General features: G+C 71.3%; 17 protein-coding genes. 8 read left to right on the plus strand and 9 right to left on the minus strand.

What is annotated here, in order from left to right; all coding sequences use genetic code 11:
* Window positions 1-2 precede the first annotated feature (2 nt).
* Window positions 3-314 carry a hypothetical protein gene (locus tag AB0I21_RS11700; RefSeq protein ID WP_344510296.1) on the minus strand — a complete coding sequence of 104 codons (312 nt, stop codon included), beginning with the start codon at window positions 312-314 and terminating at the stop codon, window positions 3-5.
* 89 nt (window positions 315-403) lie between these two features.
* On the opposite strand from AB0I21_RS11700, the gene AB0I21_RS11705 reads away from it, so the two are divergent.
* A complete protein-coding gene (locus AB0I21_RS11705; RefSeq protein WP_360560375.1) occupies window positions 404-1,255 on the plus strand; it encodes a 3-hydroxyacyl-CoA dehydrogenase family protein in 852 nt (283 codons plus the stop codon).
* Here the strand turns inward: AB0I21_RS11705 and AB0I21_RS11710 are convergent.
* From AB0I21_RS11710 to AB0I21_RS11720, 3 genes are read right to left on the minus strand one after another with little or no spacing between them, the layout of a single operon-like run.
* Window positions 1,240-3,567: an ATP-binding protein gene (locus AB0I21_RS11710; RefSeq protein WP_360560500.1), complete on the minus strand. Its 2,328-nt coding sequence runs from the start codon at window positions 3,565-3,567 to the stop codon at window positions 1,240-1,242. The genes AB0I21_RS11705 and AB0I21_RS11710 overlap by 16 nt on opposite strands.
* Before the next feature lie 43 nt (window positions 3,568-3,610).
* A complete protein-coding gene (locus AB0I21_RS11715; RefSeq protein ID WP_360560377.1) occupies window positions 3,611-4,396 on the minus strand; it encodes an ABC transporter permease in 786 nt (261 codons plus the stop codon).
* The gene (locus AB0I21_RS11720; protein WP_344510290.1) at window positions 4,393-5,235 is read right to left on the minus strand and encodes an ABC transporter ATP-binding protein; all 843 of its coding nucleotides are present in this window, start codon (window positions 5,233-5,235) and stop codon (window positions 4,393-4,395) included. The genes AB0I21_RS11715 and AB0I21_RS11720 overlap by 4 nt, the downstream gene beginning before the upstream one ends.
* Before the next feature lie 78 nt (window positions 5,236-5,313).
* Here AB0I21_RS11720 and AB0I21_RS11725 point away from each other — a divergent pair, with 78 nt between their 5' ends.
* Complete coding sequence (locus AB0I21_RS11725; RefSeq protein WP_360560379.1) at window positions 5,314-7,296, plus strand: protein meaA; 1,983 nt, start codon at window positions 5,314-5,316, stop codon at window positions 7,294-7,296.
* A gap of 12 nt (window positions 7,297-7,308) precedes the next feature.
* Here the strand turns inward: AB0I21_RS11725 and AB0I21_RS11730 are convergent, their stop codons facing one another.
* Complete coding sequence (locus tag AB0I21_RS11730) at window positions 7,309-7,938, minus strand: DUF4126 domain-containing protein (protein ID WP_344510286.1); 630 nt, start codon at window positions 7,936-7,938, stop codon at window positions 7,309-7,311.
* Between the two features lie 65 nt (window positions 7,939-8,003).
* Between AB0I21_RS11730 and nucS the strand changes: the two genes are divergently transcribed.
* Window positions 8,004-8,663: an endonuclease NucS gene (gene nucS, locus AB0I21_RS11735; RefSeq protein ID WP_360560381.1), complete on the plus strand. Its 660-nt coding sequence runs from the start codon at window positions 8,004-8,006 to the stop codon at window positions 8,661-8,663.
* Window positions 8,664-8,747: 84 nt separating this feature from the next.
* Here the strand turns inward: nucS and AB0I21_RS11740 are convergent, their stop codons facing one another.
* The gene (locus AB0I21_RS11740) at window positions 8,748-10,253 is read right to left on the minus strand and encodes an aldehyde dehydrogenase family protein (protein ID WP_344510282.1); all 1,506 of its coding nucleotides are present in this window, start codon (window positions 10,251-10,253) and stop codon (window positions 8,748-8,750) included.
* Window positions 10,254-10,357: 104 nt separating this feature from the next.
* Here AB0I21_RS11740 and AB0I21_RS11745 point away from each other — a divergent pair, with 104 nt between their 5' ends.
* Complete coding sequence (locus AB0I21_RS11745) at window positions 10,358-11,161, plus strand: alpha/beta fold hydrolase (protein WP_360560383.1); 804 nt, start codon at window positions 10,358-10,360, stop codon at window positions 11,159-11,161.
* Window positions 11,162-11,867: 706 nt separating this feature from the next.
* Here AB0I21_RS11745 and AB0I21_RS11750 read toward each other — a convergent pair.
* From AB0I21_RS11750 to AB0I21_RS11760, 3 genes are all read right to left on the minus strand, one after another.
* Entirely contained in the window at window positions 11,868-12,569 is a 702-nt protein-coding gene (locus tag AB0I21_RS11750; protein ID WP_344510278.1) for an SDR family NAD(P)-dependent oxidoreductase, read from the minus strand.
* A gap of 155 nt (window positions 12,570-12,724) precedes the next feature.
* Window positions 12,725-13,225 (minus strand): MarR family transcriptional regulator, encoded by a 501-nt coding sequence (locus tag AB0I21_RS11755; RefSeq protein ID WP_360560384.1) that lies wholly within the window; start codon window positions 13,223-13,225, stop codon window positions 12,725-12,727.
* Between the two features lie 80 nt (window positions 13,226-13,305).
* Window positions 13,306-13,662: a DoxX family protein gene (locus AB0I21_RS11760; protein ID WP_360560386.1), complete on the minus strand. Its 357-nt coding sequence runs from the start codon at window positions 13,660-13,662 to the stop codon at window positions 13,306-13,308.
* A gap of 133 nt (window positions 13,663-13,795) precedes the next feature.
* Here AB0I21_RS11760 and AB0I21_RS11765 point away from each other — a divergent pair, with 133 nt between their 5' ends.
* The 4 genes from AB0I21_RS11765 to AB0I21_RS11780 are packed head-to-tail and all read left to right on the plus strand — an operon-like array spanning window position 13,796 to window position 16,551.
* A complete protein-coding gene (locus tag AB0I21_RS11765; protein WP_354900268.1) occupies window positions 13,796-14,212 on the plus strand; it encodes a hypothetical protein in 417 nt (138 codons plus the stop codon).
* Between the two features lie 30 nt (window positions 14,213-14,242).
* A complete protein-coding gene (locus AB0I21_RS11770) occupies window positions 14,243-15,226 on the plus strand; it encodes an alpha/beta hydrolase (RefSeq protein WP_360560387.1) in 984 nt (327 codons plus the stop codon).
* 10 nt (window positions 15,227-15,236) lie between these two features.
* Window positions 15,237-15,737 carry a DUF456 domain-containing protein gene (locus AB0I21_RS11775; RefSeq protein WP_360560389.1) on the plus strand — a complete coding sequence of 167 codons (501 nt, stop codon included), beginning with the start codon at window positions 15,237-15,239 and terminating at the stop codon, window positions 15,735-15,737.
* Window positions 15,738-15,795: 58 nt separating this feature from the next.
* Window positions 15,796-16,551, plus strand: coding sequence for a maleylpyruvate isomerase family mycothiol-dependent enzyme (locus tag AB0I21_RS11780; protein WP_360560390.1), 756 nt, complete (start codon window positions 15,796-15,798; stop codon window positions 16,549-16,551).
* Window positions 16,552-16,659: the final 108 nt, after the last annotated feature.

Consider the following 16,659-nt stretch of genomic DNA (forward strand, 5'->3'; position numbering starts at 1 on the left):
GATTACTGCGCCAGGAGTAGGCGGGCGCGGTCGTACTCGTCGGCGAAGACGAGGACGCGGACCATGCCGTCGGGGCCGGTGGCGAGGGTGGCGCGCAGGCCGTTGCGGCGGAGGCGGTCGCGGACGTCGCGGGCGAAGGCCAGGTCGCCGATGAGCGAGACCGAGCGGAGCAGGCCGTAGTCGGGGGCGCTGCCGGGCTCCGGCAGGCGGACGCCGGACTGGCTCGGGCGCCGTTCGCCGAGGCGGAGCAGGCGGATGATCAGGATCAGGGTGGCGAGTGCGCCGGCGGACGCCGCCCATCCTGCGAGGTACATGAGGGGCACACTGACAGTCTGCCACTAGATGATCACCCTTCGGAGCCGGATAAGGTCAGCAGGTCAACGACGATGCGAGAGGGAGTCACATGGCGGGTCGACTGGCGGTCATCGGGGCGGGGCTGATGGGGTCTGGCATCGCCCAGGTCGCAGCGCAGGCCGGGTGGGAGGTGACGCTGCGGGACCTGACCGATGAGGCGACACGGCGCGGTGTGGACGGCATCGAGAAGTCGCTGACGAAGTTCGCGAGCAAGGGCGTGATCGCCGAGGGCGATGTGCAGCAGGCCCTCGCCAGGATCACCACCACCACCGACCTGGACGCGGCGGCGGAGGCGGACATCGTCGTGGAGGCGGTGTTCGAGCGGCTGGACGTGAAGCAGGAGCTGTTCGGCACGCTGGACAAGATCTGCCGGGCGGACGCGGTGCTGGCGACGAACACGTCCGCGATCCCGGTGACGCAGATCGCGACCGCGACGCAGCGGCCCGAGCAGGTCGTCGGGACGCACTTCTTCAGCCCGGTGCCGGTCATGAAGCTGTGCGAGCTGGTGCGCGGCTACAAGACCAGCGACGAGACGCTGGCGACGGCGCGGGCGTTCGCCGAGGAGATCGGCAAGACGTGCATCGTGGTCAACCGGGACGTCGCCGGGTTCGTCACCACGCGGCTGATCGCCGCGCTGGTGGTCGAGGCGGTGCAGCTGGTCGAGAGCGGCGTGGTGAGCGCCGAGGACCTCGACCTGGCGTGCAGGCTCGGCTTCGGCCACGCGATGGGGCCGCTGGCGACGACCGACCTGACCGGCGTCGACGTGCTGTACCACGCGGCGAAGAACATCCACACCGACACCGCCGACCCGAAGTTCTTCCCGCCGGAGCTGCTGGCGCGGATGGTCGTCGCCGGGGATTTGGGGCGCAAGACCGGGCAGGGCTTCTACAAGTACGCCTGAGCGAGCTCCGCCGGGGCTTCCAGCGCGACGGGAGCCCCCGGCAGGGTGAAGCTGAAGCGGCTGCCGCCGCCGGGGTTGTCCACCACGGTGATCGAGCCGCCGTGCCGGTCGATCACGCGGCGGCAGATGGCCAGTCCGAGGCCGGTGCCGCCGTACGACTGGCCGGTGTGCGCCCGGTGGAAGGACTCGAAGACGTAGGGCTTGTCGGCGTCGGGCACGCCGATGCCCCGGTCCGCGACCTCGACCCTGACCCAGCCCGGTCCGGCCGGTGACGCGCTGACGTCGACCTTCGGGCTGCGGTCGGGTTGGACGTACTTGAGGGCGTTACCGATCAGGTTGTCCAGCACCTGCCGCAGCATCGGCGGGTCGGCCTCGACCCATGGCAGCGGTCCGACGTAGATGTCCGGGCGGACGGCGAGGTGGTTGACCCGTTCGGCGACGACCTCGGCGACGAGCCCGCCCAGGTCGAGCGGCCGCGGCTTCAGGGCCGCGTCGCGGGCCGTGGTGTAGGCGAGCAGGTCGTCGATCAGCCGCCGCATCCGCACCACCCCGGCGCTGACCCGCTCGACGCTCGCACCGGCGTCACGAAGACCCGCGACGATCGCGTCCCGAGCGCCGGCGTCGCGAAGACCCGCGACGATCGCGTCCCGAGCGCCGGCGTCGCGAAAAACCGCGTCGCGAAAAACCGCGTCGTGGGAACCCGCGGCCAGCGTGTCCCGGGCGCCGTCGCCGAGCAGGGCCCAGGACGAGGACAGCAGCGCGTCGTGCGCCATCTCGGCGTGGGCGGCGATGACGGTCAGCGGGTTCTTCAGGTCGTGGGCGACGATGCCCGCGAAGGCGGTCAGGTCGCCCTCGCGCTCCCGTACCTCCGTGATGTCGTGGAAGACGGCGATGGCACCGCGCCGCCCGTCCACGTCGAGGGGCCGCCCGCTGACGGACAGCAGCGTGCCCTCCGGCCGGCCGGCGTTGCGGATGACCATCTCGATGCCGTCGGTCGACTCGCCGTCGAGGGCGCGCACCAGCGGCAGCTCCGCGGTCGGGAACTCGGTCCGGCCGTCAGGCCGGAAGATGCCGTAGTGCGCCTGCCAGGAATCCATCCCGGCGGCGTCCGCGTCCATGCCGAGGATCGCCTTGGCGGCCGGGTTGTGGACCAGGAAGGTGCCGTGCTCGTCGACCACGCCGACGCCGTCGCTGATCCGGTCGAGAATGCCGTTGAGCAGCGCGACCTGCCGGCGGGCGGTGCATTCGGCCTCGCGCAGCCCGGCGGTGGCGGACACGACCCTGGCCTCGGCGCGGGCCCGGCCGCCGGCGAGGGCCCACAGCATGACCACGACCAGCAGGGTCAGCGCCGTGCCGCCGGCGCCGATCGCGAGCGGGGCGGTGTCGGCCGGGCCGGTCAGCCCGGCGAGCCGGCGGGAGTCGGCGGCCAGGACGAGCCGCCAGTGCCGGTTCCCGACCGGGATCGCCACCTCGCGGCGCAGGTCGGTGCCGGGGATGCGGTGCAGGAACGCGACCCGGGTGTCCTGGCCGACGCCGTTGGCGGCCCACAGGTCCGCGTCGACCTTGCCCTGCGTGGCGGCGTCCAGCACACCGCCGACGAAGTCCTGCCCGCGCAGGCCGAACACGACCCAGCCCTTGAACGTCTTCGTGCCGACGGGCGTCGGGTTGCCGTACACGGGCGCGGCGATCGCGAACGAGCGCTGCTGCTGCGCGACGGGCAGGGAGCGGTCGCGCAGCAGGATGTACGTGTCGGACACGGCGGGCGCGCCGGCGCGGCGGGACTCGTTGAGGGCGGCGGTCGGCTCGGCGGACTGCGACAGGTCGGTGCCGGGGAGGGTCGCGGGCGCCCCGTCCAGCGGCCGGGAGAAGATGACGAACAGGTGCTCCCGCCCGCTGCCCTTGGCGGTCAGGTCGAGTCCCGAGACGCCGCGGTCCCGCCAGTACGCCTGGACCTGCTCCAACTGGGAGTCCTCGGCGGCCACGACGAAGACCAGCGAGGTGGCCCCGGGCAGTCCGGCGTCGCGCAGCGGGGCGGTGGTCGTGGCGAAGTCGTCGAAGGTCAGCGTCTCGTGCGACCCGACGGCCGCGGCGACGGTGCGCAGCGTGTCGAGGTACCGGTGAACCTCGGTGCGCACGGCCGCCTCGGCGAGCGACGTGTCGCGGTCCATGACGGCGTTGGCCCGGGCCTGCTGGTTGCTCCGCAGGGAGGCGGCCGCGTTCCAGGACGCCGCCAGCCCGAGGGCGAGGACCAGCAGGATCGCCAGGATGCCGGCAGCGCCGGCATGCCGGACCGCCGTGCCCAGCCGACCCATCACCCCGCACTGATCGGCAACCGGGTTGCAACCCTGAGTGAAACTATCCCCGGTCGGTCCAGCGGAACGTGAAGATGCACAGCGCCAGCCCGATCACGACCCAGGCGCCGAGCGCCACGGCCACGTGCCCGAGTGCCCAGGACCCGCCGACCTCCCGCGCCGCGAACGAGTCCGGCAGGAAGACCGAGCGCATGCCCTGGGTCATCCACTTCAGCGGGAACAGCGACGCGATGGAGCGCATCCAGTCGGGGAGGCTCGTGTACTGGAAGAACACGCCGGAGATGAACTGCAGTACCAACGCGACGGGGGTCACGATCGCCGGCGCGCCGCGTCCGGAGCGGGCGAGCGAGGAGAACGCGATCCCGCACAGCGTGCACGCGCTGATGCCGAGCACCGCGACCCAGGCGAACGTCGCCCACTTCGCCGTCGTCGCGGGCAGCGGCAGGTCGTAGAAGGCCGCCGCGGTCACGAGCAGCACCACGGTCTCGGCCGCGCCGATCGCCAGGACCATGACGACCTTGCCGATGAAGTACGCGGTCCGCGGCATCGGCGTGCCCCGCAGCCGCTTGAGGATCCCCTTCTCGCGCTCCATCGGGATCTGGATGGCGAGGGACTGGAACCCGGTGGTCAGCAGCCCGGCGGCGATCATGCCGGCGGCGAAGTACTGCGTGAACGACACGCCCGGGGCGATCTCGGCGTCGAAGACCGAGCCGAAGATGACGAGGAGCAGCAGCGGGAAGAAGAGCGTGAAGATCACCGACTCCCGGCTGCGCAGGAACTGCTTGATCTCCAGCCCGCCGCGGGCCAGTCCGAGCCGCAACGTGGTCATTCGCCGGCGCCGATCATCCGCAGGTACACGTCCTCGAGGCTGGGTCTGGTCACGGTCAGGCCGGGGACCTCGCCGCCGAACCGCGCGGCGAGCCGGGTCACGACCGCGGTCGGGGTGTCGGTCTGCTCCTGGCGCGGGCCGTCCGGCTCGTCCCAGGTGACGGTCGTGGCGGAGTTGCCGCGGTTGCCGAGCCGGGCGGGGGTGTCGACGGCGATGAGCTTGCCGCCGACGAGCACGCCGACCCGGTCGGCGAGGTTCTCGGCCTCGTCCAGGTAGTGGGTGGTGAGCAGGATCGTGGTGCCGGCCGCGGCGAGCGCGCGGATCAGCCCCCAGAACTCGCGCCGTGCCTCGGGGTCGAAGCCGGTGGTCGGCTCGTCGAGGAACAGCAGCTCGGGCCGGCCGATGATGCCGAGCGCCACGTCGAGGCGGCGCTTCTGCCCGCCGGACAGGATCCGCGTCCGTGCGCCGCGCTTGTCGGCGAGCCCGACCCGCTCGATGACGGCGTCCGGGTCGTCGGCGTTGCGGTAGTACAGCGCGAAGTGGTGCACGACCTCGCGCACGGTCAGGTCGTCGAACTCGCCGGTGCTCTGCAGCACGATGCCCACCCGCTGCCGCCACGCCGCGTCGCCGTCGTGCGGGTCGACGCCCAGCACGGTCGCCTCGCCACTCGTACGCCGGCGGAACCCCTCGAGAATCTCGACCGTCGTCGTCTTGCCCGCGCCGTTGGGGCCCAGCAGCGCGAAGACCTCACCGCGGTGCACGTCGAGGTCGACGCCGTCGACGGCGACATGTCCCCGGTACCGCTTGTGTAGCCCACGCACGGTGATCGCATCCGTCACGGCGTTCACTATAGGCACGAGGGCTCCGGTGAGGATTTTCACCGGCCTCACCAAATTACCGTTCAGTAAGGTGCTTGTATGGCGAAGCTCCCCGAGCGCGACCGCCCGTGGGTCATGCGCACCTATGCCGGCCACTCGTCAGCGGCCGCTTCCAACGCGCTGTTCCGGCGCAACCTCGGCAAGGGACAGACGGGCCTGTCGGTCGCGTTCGACCTGCCCACACAGACCGGCTACGACCCCGACGCCGAACTGGCGCGTGGCGAGGTCGGCCGGGTCGGCGTGCCGGTCGCGCACCTCGGCGACATGCGCACGCTCTTCGACGGCATCGACCTCGGTCTCGCGAACACCTCGATGACCATCAACGCCACCGCGATGTGGCTGCTCAGCCTGTACGTGACGGTGGCGCGCGAGCAGGGGGCGCCGCTCGCCTCGCTCGCGGGCACGACCCAGAACGACATCGTCAAGGAGTACCTGTCCCGCGGCACGCACATCTTCCCGCCGGGGCCGTCGCTGCGCCTGACCACCGACACCATCGCGTGGACCGTGGCGAACTGCCCGAAGTGGAACCCGGTCAACATCTGCTCGTACCACCTGCAGGAGGCCGGCGCGACGCCCGTGCAGGAGGTCGCGTTCGCCCTCGCCACCGCGATCGCCGTGCTCGACGCGGTCCGCGACTCGGGTCAGGTGGCCGACTTCGCCGCCGTCGCGGCCCGGATCTCCTTCTTCGTCAACGCCTCCGTCCGCTTCGTCGAGGAGACCGCGAAGATGCGCGCCTTCGGCCTGCTGTGGGACCGGATCCTGACCGACAGGTATGAAATCTCCGACAAGTCGGCGAAGCGGTTCCGGTACGGCGTGCAGGTCAACAGCCTGGGCCTCACCGAGTCGCAGCCCGAGAACAACGTGCAGCGCATCGTGCTGGAGATGCTCGGCGTGACGCTGTCGCGCGACGCCCGGGCCCGCGCCGTGCAGCTGCCGGCGTGGAACGAGGCCCTCGGCCTGCCCCGCCCGTGGGACCAGCAGTGGTCGCTGCGCATGCAGCAGGTCCTCGCGTTCGAGTCCGACCTGCTGGAGTACCCGGACCTGTTCGAGGGCTCGCACGTCATGACTGCCCTCGTCGACGACCTGGTCGCCGGCGCGACCGCGGAGCTCGACCGGGTGCTGGAGATGGGCGGGGTCGTCGCCGCCGTGGAGTCCGGCTATCTCAAGAGCGCCCTCGTCGCGTCGCTCGCCGAGCGGCGTGGCCGGATGGAGCGCGGCGAGGACGTCGTGGTCGGCGTCAACCGCTTCCCCGAGACCGAGCCGTCGCCGCTGGTCGCCGCCGGTGCCGCCGCGATCGAGCAGATCGACCCCGCGGTGGAGAGCGCCGCGGTGGAGTCGCTGCTCGCCTGGCGCGCCGCTCGTACACCGGCCGACGTCGACAACGCGCTCGAGCGGCTGCGGCAGGTCGCGGGCGGCACCGGGAACCTCATGGAGGCCACCCTGGACTGCGTCCGTGCCGGCGTCACCACCGGCGAGTGGGCGTCGGTGCTGCGGGACGTGTTCGGTGAGTACCGCGCCCCCACCGGGCTGACCGGCGCCATCTCCGCCGCGCCCGGCTCCGCGCTGGTGGCGGTCCGCGAGCGGGTCCGGCGCACCGCGGAGGAGCTCGGCGCGGGCAGGCTGCGGATGCTGGTCGGCAAGCCCGGCCTCGACGGGCACTCCAACGGGGCCGAGCAGATCGCCGTCCGCGCCCGCGACGCCGGCTTCGAGGTGGTCTACCAGGGCATCCGCCTCACGCCGGCGCAGATCGTCGCGGCGGCCGTCGAGGAGGACGTCGACCTCGTCGGCCTCTCGGTCCTGTCAGGTTCACATCTGGCGGCGGTCGCGTCGGTGTTGGAGGGCCTGCGCGCCGAAGGCCTCGACGACCTTCCGGTCGTGGTCGGCGGCATCATCCCGCCGTCCGACGCCGCCACGTTGCTCGCCTCCGGGGTGGCCAGGGTCTTCACCCCGAAGGACTTCGCGATCACCGACGTGGTCGACGAGCTGGTCACCGTCGTCCGGGAGGCGCACAAACTCCCGTGACGCGGCTCGCGGTCAGGTCGGCCGGTATCCCTGGGACTGGGCCCACCTGGCCGCGGCCTTCTCCTCCTTGCGCCGCTTGCGGCGTCGCATCAGCCACCAGAACGCCACGAACAGCAGCACGATGAACAGCAGCACCAGCACCGGCAGGATGATCGCGACGAGCGACATCGCCACGCTCGCGATGTCCTCGATCGTGCTCACCACCGGCGCGCCGAAGCCCGCCGTGCTGGCGTTGATCACCGGCCTGGACGCGGCCTTCATGCCGTGCACGCCGAGCGAGATCGCCCCGCCCACCACCAGCGGAACCCACTGATGGCTGCTGAAGAACGAGCCGGGATCCGTCACCGTCACCGTCTCGGAGCTCGACGCCGCGCCGAACGCGAGGCCGCCGGCGGTCGGCCGCACGAACGTCTGCAGCACGTCGTTGACATGGTCCACCACTGGCACCTTGTCGGCGACGAACTCGATCGCCAGCAGCGCCGCGACGATCGTGAGGGTCCAGCCGTTCTCCATCCACGCCCAGTTGTCGGGCAGCGTGATGAGATCGGTGTATCTCGCGAGCACGCCGATGGCGAGCAACGGGATGTAGGCGTTGAGCCCGGCCGACGTGGCCAGGCCGAGCCCCGTCAATGACTCAAGCACGCCCCTAGCATGACATCGACCCGCCACTTCGGCGCTGTGGTCGGGGCCGGGCTAGGCTGTCGCGCGTGCGTCTCGTCATCGCCAAGTGCTCGGTCGACTACATCGGCCGGCTCACGGCCCACCTGCCGCCCGCCATCCGCCTCATCATGGTCAAGTCCGACGGCTCGGTCCTGGTGCACTCCGACACCGGTGGCTACAAGCCACTGATGTGGATGACGCCGCCCTGCCGCCTTTCGCAGACCGACGGCCTGTGGAGCGTGGTGAACAAGGGCGGCGAGGAGCTGCAGATCACCGTCGAGGAGATCCTGCACGACACCGACCACATGCTCGGCATCGATCCCGGCCTGGTCAAGGACGGCGTCGAGGCGCACCTGCAGGTGCTGCTCGCGGCCGCCCCGCACACCCTCGGCGAGGGCTACACGCTGGTGCGCCGCGAGTACATGACCGCGATCGGCCCCGTCGACCTGCTGTGCAAGGACGCCGAGGGCGCCTCCGTCGCCGTCGAGATCAAGCGCCGCGGCGAGATCGACGGGGTGGAGCAGCTGACCCGCTACCTGGAGCTCCTCGGCCGCGACCCGCTGCTGGCCCCCGTCCGCGGCATCTTCGCCGCCCAGGAGATCAAGCCCCAGGCCCGGGTCCTCGCCGAGGACCGCGGCATCCGCTGCGTCGTCCTCGACTACAACGCCCTCCGCGGCGTGGTGAAGGACGAGCTGACGCTGTTCTGACCGGCGCACGTTCAGGCCTACCGTGACCGAATGACGGATCCGGTCGTCATCACAGCCGGATCCGTCATTCGATCTTCACGCCGGCTACTTGGTGCGGCCGTGGATGAGCTTGACGAGCTTCAGGGCCTGCAGCATCGACTTCTGGGTGCGGTCGAACGTCGTCAGGGGCAGCAGGGTCGGGCCGCGGCGCTTCACGATCGCCTTCGGCCGGGTGAACTCGCGCAGGCCGTCCTCGCCGTGGATGCGGCCGAAGCCCGAGCCGCCCACGCCGCCGAAGGGCAGCGACGGCATGCCGGCGAAGGTCAGGGCCGAGTTGACCGACGTCATGCCGGAGCGGATGCCGCGGGCCAGCTCCAGGCCGCGGGACTTGGAGAAGATCGCGCCACCCAGGCCGTACCCGGTGCCGTTGGCGCGCTCGACGGCCTCCTCGGCGTTCGCGACGCGGGCGATCGTGAGCGTCGGGCCGAAGGTCTCCTCCTGCACGGCGGCCGCGTCCTCCGGCACGTCGACCAGGATCGTCGGGCTGACGAACGGTGGCCGGACCGCCTCGGCGCCGCCCAGGACCGCGCGGCCGCCGCGGGTCAGCGCGTCCTCGATGTGCCGGCGGATGATGTCGATCTGCGAGGGCATCGTGATCGGGCCGATGTCGGCCGTGCCCTCCTCGCCGACCGTGAGCTTCGCCGCGCGGGCCACCACGCGGCCGAGGAACTCGTCGTAGACGCGGTCCGCCACGTACACCCGCTCGATGCCGACGCAGGTCTGACCCGCGTTGGTGAGGCCGCCCCAGACGCAGGCCTCGGCGGCGGCGTCCAGGTCGGCGTCGGCGGCGACGATCATGGCGTCCTTGCCGCCGCACTCCAGCAGCACGGGGGTCAGCGACTCGGCGGCGGCCGCCATGACCTTCTTGCCCGTCGCGGTCGAGCCGGTGAACGCGATCTTGTCCACCCCGGAGCGGCACAGCGCGCCGCCGACGTCGCCCATGCCGTGCACGATCTGCAGCACCGGCTGCTCGGGCACCACCTCGGCGAACCGGTCGACCACCCACTGGCCCACCGCCGGCGTGTATTCGCTGGGCTTGAACACCACGGCGTTGCCGGCGGCCAGCGCGTACGCGATGGAGCCCATCGGCGTGAGCACCGGGTAGTTCCAGGGTCCGATGACCCCGATGACGCCGAACGGCAGATACTCCAGGTAGGAGCTGTGCTCCGTGAGCAGGATGGAGGAGCCGACCCGGCGCCGCCCGAGCACCTTGCGGGCGTGGTTCGCGGCCCAGGCGATGTGGTCGACCGCGGCGATCGCCTCGACGAGCGCGTCCGCGGTGGGCTTGCCGCCCTCGCGGTGCATCAGCTCGGCGAGCTCCTCCAGGCGGTTGGCGATCAGGCTGCGGAACGTCAGCAGCCGCTTGCGGCGGCCGGCGAAGCCGAGTCCGGCCCACCAACCCGCCGCGTCCCGGGCCCGCCGGACCGACTCGGTGACATGATCGGGGGAGGCCACGGGGAAGCGGCCGACCTCTTCGCCGCTGGCCGGGCTGGTCGAGATCAGCGAGCCCTCGTCGATGGCGGGGACGCCGGGAGTTCGCGTGGCGGTCATGGCGCCGAGTGTAAACCCGGAAATTACTCACGAGTAGCCCCGAAAACCGTGTCGAGCGCGCCACGCCCGCAACGACCGACGGTCGAAACCACCGAGGAGGAGTCATGAAGGTCGAAACGCTCGAGGTGCCCGGGGCGACGCTGCGCTACGAGATCCGTGGCAGCGGGCCCGTCCTGCTGCTGATCTGCGGCGGCGTGTACGACGCGGAAGGCTTCGACGGCCTCGCCGAGGCGCTCGCCGACGAGCGGACCGTCGTCACCTACGACCGCCGGGGCAACTCGCGCAGCCCGTTGGACGGCCCGCCGGCCGTGCAGTCGATCGAAGAGCACGGCGACGACGCGTACCGGCTGCTCGGCGCGGTCGGGGTGACCGAGGACGAGCCGGCGGACGTGTTCGGCAACAGCTCGGGCGCGGAGATCGCCCTGGAGCTCGCCGCCCGGCACCCGGAGCTGGTCCGCACGGTGGTGGCGCACGAGCCGCCCGCCTTCGAGCTGCTCAGCGACGCCACGCACTGGCGCGACCTGATGCGCGAGGTCGAGGCGACCTTCCACCGCGACGGCTGGGGCGCGGCGATGCACGTCTTCGGCGCGGGCCTGGAGATGGCCGACGAGAAGGGCGCCGCGGCGTCACCGGACTTCATGGCGCGGATGCAGGGCAACCTGCCGTTCTTCATCGGCTACGAGGTGCCGGCCTTCGGCGTCTGGGTGCCGGACCTCGACTCGCTGCGCGCGGGGACGGCCCGGATCGTGCCGGCGGTTGGCGCGGCGAGCGCGGGGGAGGCGCCGCACCGGGTGGGGGTGGAGCTCGCGGACCGTCTGGGCGTCGACGTCGTCGAGTTCCCCGGCGGTCACGGCGGCCACGGCGATCCGGCCGTTTTCGCCCCGCGCCTGCGCGAAGTGCTGCTCTGAGCCGTGGTCCTCACGCGGTTCAGCGCTCGCGCGGTTCAGCGTTCGCGCGGTTCGGCGCTCGCGCGGGAGGTCCTTGGTCGCCTCCGGAGCGATCGAGGTCCGGGCGGGCGTGATCGAAGTCGCGTGGTGGTCGCCCGGGCGGCCACGGTTGTCCTTCGATCATGGCCGATCGCGCCGGTGGTGCCGCACCCTCCCCGGATAAGTACGGCGCAAGCGCCGCACTTATCCGACATTTCGTAATTGTCCGGCTGCGGTTCCGAAGAGTGCCCTGTCGGCCGCGCCCGCGCCGTCGGCCTGGCCCGCGCCGTCGGCCTGGCCCGCGCGACGGGGTCGCGCTCCAGCCCTCTTCGCCGGACGAAGCTGCCAGTCCCATAGCGGCGCCGAGCTTCAGCCCTTCCACCGGACAAGATTGCCGAGGCCGGTCCCATGGCGGCGCCGAGCGCCAGCCATGTCCGACGGGAATCGAGCTTCGATCGCTTCCCGTCGAGCAAGCCGAACTTCGACCCTTCCCCGTCGGGCAACCGAGTTCCGACCCTCTCGGGCAAACCGAGTTCCGACCCTCTCGGGCAAACCGAGTTCCGACCCTCTCGGGCGAAACTGAGTTCCGACCCTCCCCTTCGGACAAATACGAAATGTCGGATAAGTCTGGCGCTTGCGCCGGACTTATCCGGGGGTGGGTTGCAGTGGTGGACCGTCCGATGCCGGGTTAGGGGGCGTGCTCCTTGATGATGCGCTCGGCGACGGTGAGGGGGTCGGCGAGGCGACCCTCGGCGTGGGCGTCGAGCCAGCGCTGCTGGCCTGGGAAGTAGGTGCCGGAGGCGGCCGCGCGGCGGATGGCGTCCTGCATGCCGGTGTCCATCTGGCCGGGGTCGACGCTGGCGACCGTGACCCGTTCGTCGTCGGCGACCTGCGACGCGACCGCCTCGAAGAACGTCTCGCCGCCGGCCTTCGTGGTGCAGTACAGCGACCAGCCGTCGATGATCCGGTGCGCGGCGCCCGAGGAGATGAACAACACCCGCAGCCGGGCCTCGCGGGGCGCCGCGCGCAGGAAACTGTTGGTGAGCACCACGGGCGCGGTCAGGTTGACCGCGATCGCGCGCGTGATCGCCTCGGTGCTGAGCTTGCCGACGGCGCCGATCGGCTCGACGACGGCGGCGTTGTGCAGCAGCACGGCCTCGTCAGCGTCGCGCAGGAACGGTCGCAGCGTGTCGTGGTCGGGCAGCCAGTGCGCGTCGGCGACGTCGGTCGAGAAGAGCGTGATGTCGCCGGGCCGGTCGTCGCGGCTCTGGTGCTGTTCGGGGGTGAAGTGCCGGCCGACCGCGAGGATCCGGTCACCGCGCGCGTTGCACACGTCGAAGAGGGCGGCGCCCAGGCCGCGGGACACTCCGGTGATCACGACCGCACGCATGCGGTCACTCTATTCCTGTCGGACCACGCGCCGACAGGCTCTGTGGTCCCGATGCGGTGACGGCTTTCCGGCTGTCCCGCACAGGCCCTCGATGTCGCGTCTGCGGCAGGTGTACGGCGAGGGCCACGTACCGGCGAAGAGCAGCGGAACGGGAGTCAGGCGCGGGCCTTCGGCACGGGTGGACCCTTGGGCGCGCCGGGGCAACTGGAGCCGAGCCGGTCGGCGACGGCACCGAGCGCGTCGGCGAGGGCCGCGGTCTGGGCGTCGTCGAGGTGGTCGAAGATGAGCCGCCGGACGTCGGCGACGTGGGCGGGGGAGACCTGCTCGGCGAAGCGCCGCCCGGCCTCGGTGACCTTGGCGATGCTGACCCGCCCGTCGCACGCGTCGCCGGACACCTCCACGTAGCCGAGGTCGATCAGCTTGCGCATGCGGTGGCTGAGGCGGCTCTGCGACATGTTCATCTGCGCCGCGAGCTCCGACAGGCGCAGCCCTTCGTCCTCGCCGCTGAGGGCCGCGAGGAGCCCGTACTCCACGTGCACCAGACCGTACGGACGGAACGTGCGCTCCAGCTCCGGGAAGCCGACGAGCACGACGGCCAGCAGCGACAGCCAAGCGCGTCGCTCGGTGTCGTCCAGCCATCGTGTCTCGTCGTTCATGTCATCCATGGTGCCTCGTCCGGTGCTGCTTGCGGTGTCCACCTGCCGTCCGCCGCGGCCGGTGCGACGTCCGATTCGCGTCAGAACCGGCCGATCGCGATCACCAGCGCGAGCGCGCCGAGCACCAGGTTGACCGGGATGACGGAGTACTCCTTGGCACGGACGTGGTCGACGATCGCGAGCAGCATGACGACGAGCAGGCCCACGGCGGCGAGCGGGGTCAGCACGGGTGCGATGTCGGTCGCCCACGGCAGGATCAGGCCGAGGCCGCCGAGCAGCTCCATCACGCCGATGAACTTGATGGTCCCGGCGCTGCGCCGCTGGGTCCACGTCATGGCGGCGGGCAGCTTCTCCTTCGGCTGGGTCGCCTTCATCAGGCCGGCACCGATGAAGGCGGCGCCGAGCAGGCCCTGCAGGACCCAGAGAACGACGTTCATGGCGATGTCTCCCTAATTAGTTCAAGCTTCAAGTAGATGGTGCGACACGTGTACTTGAAGCGTCAAGTTCTCATCGCCGTGCATCCGGGAAGGGTGAGCCTGGTTCACCTCTGGGCGGCCCACGGTGGGCCGCATGAGTACGACATCGACAACGGACCGCCAATCCGGCTGGGTCACCGGCTTCGCCGTCTTCGGCGGCAGCATGATGGTCGTCATCGGCATCTTCCAGATCGTGGTCGGCCTGACGGCGATCTTCGAAGACACCTTCTACGTGCTCACCGACAACTATCTGTTCGGCTTCGACGTGGAGACCTGGGGCTGGATCCACCTGGCGCTCGGCGTGGTGGTCGCCGCAGGCGGCGTGGGGGTGCTCGCCGGCCAGGTCTGGGCGCGCGTGCTCGGCATCATCCTGGCCGCGATCAGCGCGATCGCCAACTTCCTGTTCCTGCCGTACTACCCGCTGTGGTCGATGCTCATCATCGCGGCCGACGTCGCAGTCATCTGGGCCCTCACGAAAAACGACCGGAACATGTGGGCCGGCACCATGTGAGGCGGTCGGCCGGAGTGTCACGATGCGGTGATGCACGTCACCACTCGCGGTCCGGTCGACGGTCCTCCGGTCCTGCTCATCCACGGAAACTGCTCGTCATCCGGATACTGGGAGCCCCTGCTGCGCCACCTGCCGCAGGACTGGCGCATCGTCGCGCCAGACCTGCGCGGGTACGGCGCCAGCCCCGCCCTCCCCGTCGACGCCACCCGGGGGGTGCGCGACTTCGCCGACGATCTCGTCCCGCTGCTGCTGGGGTTCGACCGGCCGCCGGTGGTCGTCGGGCACTCGCTCGGCGGTGGTGTCGCGCTGCAGCTGCTGCTCGACCACCCTGATGCCATCGCGGCGCTGGTGCTGGAGGCGCCCGTCTCGCCGTACGGGTTCGGCGGCACCCGGGACCTGTCTGGCACCCCGACCACGCCCGACTTCGCCGGCACCGGCGGCGGATCGGCCAACCCCGACTTCGTGCGGCTCCTCGGTGCCGCGGACCGTGGCACCGAGGAGCAGGCCTCGCCGCGCAACGTCATGCGCGCCTTCTACGTCGCGTCGCCGGACTCGTTCGGCGACGACGAGGAGCTGCTGCTGGACACCATGCTCAGCACGTACGTCGGCGACGACAACTACCCCGGCACCGGATCGGCCAGCGACAACTGGCCCGGCGTCGGCCCCGGCGACCGCGGGGTGCTCAACACGCTGTCACCGCGCTGGCTCAACCTCTCGGGCATCGTCGACCTGCCGGTCAAGCCCCCGATCACGTGGATCCGCGGCGACCAGGACGCGATCGTGTCCGACGCGTCGTTCTTCGACCTCGCGCAGCTCGGCAAGCTCGGCCTCGTCCCCGGCTGGCCCGGCGAGGAGGAGTGCCCGCCCCAGCCGATGATCGGGCAGACCCGGGCGGTGCTGACCGCGTACGGCCCGTACACCGAGATCGTCTACGAAGGGTGCGGCCACTCCCCGCACGTGGAGCGGGCCGCGGACTTCGCCGCCGCACTGGCGGGTGTCGTCGCCTCCGCTTAGCCTGATCGGCGTGGATGTGACCGACAGCTCCGGCCTCGTGGCCTTCATCTCGGGTGCCGCGGTGCTGATCGGGACCATCGGCGTCGTCATTCCCATGCTCCCCGGCCTGGTCCTGTGCTGGGCCGGGGTCATGGTGTGGGCGGTCTTCGGCGGTCACGGCGCCGTCGGCTGGACCGTCGCGGTCGCGGCCACGATCGTGCTCGGCCTCGGGTTCGCCGCCAAGTACCTCGTCCCCGGCCGCAATCTCAAGCGCGCCGGCGTGCCCAACCTGACCCTGTTCCTCGGCGGCCTGCTGGGCATCGTCGGCTTCTTCCTCATCCCGGTGATCGGCCTCGTCATCGGCTTCGTCCTGGGCGTCTTCATCGTCGAGCGCATCCGCCAGAAGGACACCAGCCTCGCCTGGCAGTCCACCAAGCACGCCCTCAAGGCCGCCGGCGTGTCGATGCTCATCGAGCTCGCCACCGCCCTGATCATCGCCGGCATCTGGGTGGGTGGCCTGCTGGCCGCCTGAGCCTCGGTGTGACTTTCCGCCGGCGTTTTTTGTCGGGGGGTCGGCTTAGCATGACGGCATGGAAATCGGGCAGCACATCGATGCGTTGGAGCGTGCCGGGCTCGACTTCGTCGACGCCGCCGAGAAGGCGGGCCTCGACGCCCCCGTGCCGACCTGCCCCGACTGGACGGTCCGCGACCTCGTCCAGCATGTGGGTTATGTGCACCGCTGGGCGACGGCCTATGTCCGCGACGCCCGCGCCGCCGTCCTCACCGACGACGAGGAGGAGCAGGCGGTCGGCCCCATGCCGGCCGACGCCGACCTCGTCCCGTGGTTCCAGGCCGGCCACCTCGCCCTCGTCGACCGGCTCCGCGCCGCCCCCGGCGACCTGACCTGCTGGCACTTCCTCCCCGCCGACTCGCCCCTCGCCTTCTGGGCGCGCCGCCAGGCCCACGAGACGATCATTCATCGCGCCGACCTCCACGCCGCCGTCGGCCAGTCCGACGGCGTCGCCCGCGACCTCGGTGTCGACGGCATCGACGAGCTGCTCATGACCTTCTATGCCGCCCGTGGCAGCCGTCTGCGCTGCGACGCCCCGGCCGCCCTCGCCGTCGAGGCCTCCGACGCCCCCAGCTCCTGGACCGTCCGCATGGGCCCCACCGGCGCCGACATCACCCGCGGCACCGACACCGCCGCCGACTGCACCCTCCGCGGTCCCGCCAGCGATCTGTACTTAGCCCTGTGGAACCGTCGGACCACCGCCGACCTCCACGTCAACGGTGACCCCGCCGTCCTGTCGCTCTGGCGCTCCAGCGCCACCATCCGCTGGACCTGACCGCCCGCTGCGGTGGCGAGCCGCGCCCGGGGGAGTGACCAATTCCGCAATCCGACCGGACGGCGGTGCGGTCGGCTCGGAGGGAAGTCGCCGCGCATCGGCGCTGGC

Origin of the sequence: Dactylosporangium sp. NPDC050588 (assembly GCF_040654975.1) — a bacterium.
Taxonomy (GTDB): Bacteria; Actinomycetota; Actinomycetes; order Mycobacteriales; family Micromonosporaceae; genus Dactylosporangium; species Dactylosporangium maewongense.

Bases quoted from the DNA above. Each gene is read 5' to 3' on its own strand.
- AB0I21_RS11700 (WP_344510296.1), bottom strand. From the start codon at position 314: ATGTACCTCGCAGGATGGGCGGCGTCCGCCGGCGCACTCGCCACCCTG.
- AB0I21_RS11705 (WP_360560375.1), top strand. From the start codon at position 404: ATGGCGGGTCGACTGGCGGTCATCGGGGCGGGGCTGATGGGGTCTGGC.
- AB0I21_RS11710 (WP_360560500.1), bottom strand. From the start codon at position 3,567: ATGGGTCGGCTGGGCACGGCGGTCCGGCATGCCGGCGCTGCCGGCATC.
- AB0I21_RS11715 (WP_360560377.1), bottom strand. From the start codon at position 4,396: ATGACCACGTTGCGGCTCGGACTGGCCCGCGGCGGGCTGGAGATCAAG.
- AB0I21_RS11725 (WP_360560379.1), top strand. From the start codon at position 5,314: ATGGCGAAGCTCCCCGAGCGCGACCGCCCGTGGGTCATGCGCACCTAT.
- AB0I21_RS11740 (WP_344510282.1), bottom strand. From the start codon at position 10,253: ATGACCGCCACGCGAACTCCCGGCGTCCCCGCCATCGACGAGGGCTCG.
- AB0I21_RS11745 (WP_360560383.1), top strand. From the start codon at position 10,358: ATGAAGGTCGAAACGCTCGAGGTGCCCGGGGCGACGCTGCGCTACGAG.
- AB0I21_RS11750 (WP_344510278.1), bottom strand. From the start codon at position 12,569: ATGCGTGCGGTCGTGATCACCGGAGTGTCCCGCGGCCTGGGCGCCGCC.
- AB0I21_RS11755 (WP_360560384.1), bottom strand. From the start codon at position 13,225: ATGAACGACGAGACACGATGGCTGGACGACACCGAGCGACGCGCTTGG.
- AB0I21_RS11760 (WP_360560386.1), bottom strand. From the start codon at position 13,662: ATGAACGTCGTTCTCTGGGTCCTGCAGGGCCTGCTCGGCGCCGCCTTC.
- AB0I21_RS11765 (WP_354900268.1), top strand. From the start codon at position 13,796: ATGAGTACGACATCGACAACGGACCGCCAATCCGGCTGGGTCACCGGC.
- AB0I21_RS11770 (WP_360560387.1), top strand. From the start codon at position 14,243: ATGCACGTCACCACTCGCGGTCCGGTCGACGGTCCTCCGGTCCTGCTC.
- AB0I21_RS11780 (WP_360560390.1), top strand. From the start codon at position 15,796: ATGGAAATCGGGCAGCACATCGATGCGTTGGAGCGTGCCGGGCTCGAC.